General features: G+C 52.2%; 1 protein-coding gene and 1 pseudogene. One reads left to right on the forward strand and one right to left on the reverse strand.

Annotated elements, in window-relative coordinates; genetic code table 11:
- A pseudogene (locus AAAB16_RS16710) lies at positions 1 to 181 on the reverse strand (peptidase M23); the annotation flags it as partial.
- 211 nt (positions 182 to 392) lie between these two features.
- On the opposite strand from AAAB16_RS16710, the gene tyrS reads away from it, so the two are divergent.
- The gene (gene tyrS, locus AAAB16_RS16715) at positions 393 to 1,592 is read left to right on the forward strand and encodes a tyrosine--tRNA ligase (RefSeq protein WP_340664333.1); all 1,200 of its coding nucleotides are present in this window, start codon (positions 393 to 395) and stop codon (positions 1,590 to 1,592) included.
- Positions 1,593 to 1,706: the final 114 nt, after the last annotated feature.

Raw genomic sequence — 1,706 nt, forward strand, 5'->3', positions numbered from 1 at the left:
CGTTTGGGGAGGATTCGAGCTGCTCAGCGCCGTTTAGATCAAGATTAAGGGTGGTCTTTTTTGCTTCTACTTCGCGTGATGGGAAAACCAAAAGGGCCAGGCTGAGGAGGGCGGCGATCCCGCTGGCCGCTAGGAGATGGCTTTTGGGGTATGGAGGCGGCGCTTTAGAAATTGAGGTCATAAGGTAATTTGACTTTGAAAAGGTGAAAAGAAAGATATGAAGAAAATGATGAATATGAAGTAACTGTATAAAATATAACCAAAAGCACCTTGAGGCAAGCCTACGAGTTTCTCCTTTATGACAGGGGGCCAAGTGGTAGGCGCAAACTTGTAATTAGTTGCTGATCTTGTATGGTTGGTTCCCTTCGAAAATCAGGTGGTGCGGGGCGGGTATGAAGTCGGTTGAAGAGCAGCTGGCGCTGATCAAGCGCGGTGCAGAAGAGGTGTTGGTCGAGGCTGAATTGATCGAGAAATTGAAGCGTGGCCAGCCGCTACGTATCAAGGCAGGTTTCGATCCGACTGCGCCCGATCTGCACCTTGGCCATACCGTGCTTATTAATAAGCTGCGTCAGTTCCAAGAACTGGGGCACCAGGTGGTGTTTTTGATCGGCGACTTCACCGGCATGATCGGTGACCCGAGCGGTAAGAGCGCGACCCGTCCACCGCTGACGCGTGAGCAGGTTCTCGATAATGCCGAGACATATAAGGCTCAGGTCTTCAAGATTCTTGATCCGGCGAAAACCGAGGTCGCGTTTAACTCCACCTGGATGGATCAATTAACGCCAGCGGACTTCATTCGTCTTGCCTCGCAATACACCGTGGCCCGCATGTTGGAGCGTGATGACTTCAGCAAGCGTTACGCCGGCAACCAGCCCATCGCCATTCATGAATTCCTTTATCCGCTTGTGCAGGGGTATGACTCGGTGGCGCTGCGTGCGGATGTCGAACTGGGCGGCACCGACCAGAAATTCAATCTGCTAATGGGGCGTGAGTTGCAGCGCGCTTACGGGCAAGAGGCGCAGACCATTCTCACCATGCCGCTGCTGGAAGGTTTGGATGGCGTGAAGAAGATGTCCAAGTCGCTGGGTAACTACGTCGGCATCCAGGAAGCGCCTGGCGTTATGTACAACAAGCTGGTGTCGATTCCAGATTCCTTGATGTGGCGTTACTTTGAACTGCTGAGCTTCCGTTCGATGGACGAGATTGGTGTGTTCAAGGCGGACGTTGCTAATGGTGCTAACCCGCGGGATATCAAGATCAAGCTGGCTGAAGAGATTGTCGCTCGCTTCCATGGCGAAGAAGCTGCCGCCAATGCTCATCGTTCAGCGGGTAACCGTATGAAGGAAGGCGAGCTACCTGATGATTTGCCGGAAGTTGTTGTTGTCTCGGCTGAGGATCTGCCGATTGCTTCCCTCCTTAATAAGGCTGGGTTGGTTAAGAACGCGGCTGGTGCTCGCGATCTGCTGAATGCGGGTAGTGTGCGTATAGATGGCGAGGTTGTTGATCGCACCTTTATATATGCACTCGGCGCTACCCATGTTTGCCAGGCCGGCAAGAAGGCATTTGCGCGGGTTACATTGAAAGCTGAGTAAAAGGTCAAATAATCGCTTGACGTCTTTTCCTGGGTGCTTATAATGCGCACCACTTCCGGCGCGGAAGGCTCTTAAAACTTCAAGTTAATCAATAGGTTAGCGAGAAATTAAGGG

This window comes from Pseudomonas sp., assembly GCF_037994325.1.
Taxonomy (GTDB): domain Bacteria; phylum Pseudomonadota; class Gammaproteobacteria; order Pseudomonadales; family Pseudomonadaceae; genus Aquipseudomonas.

Excerpts from the sequence above, each read along its gene's own strand:
- tyrS (WP_340664333.1), top strand. The coding sequence starts at position 393 with ATGAAGTCGGTTGAAGAGCAGCTGGCGCTGATCAAGCGCGGTGCAGAA.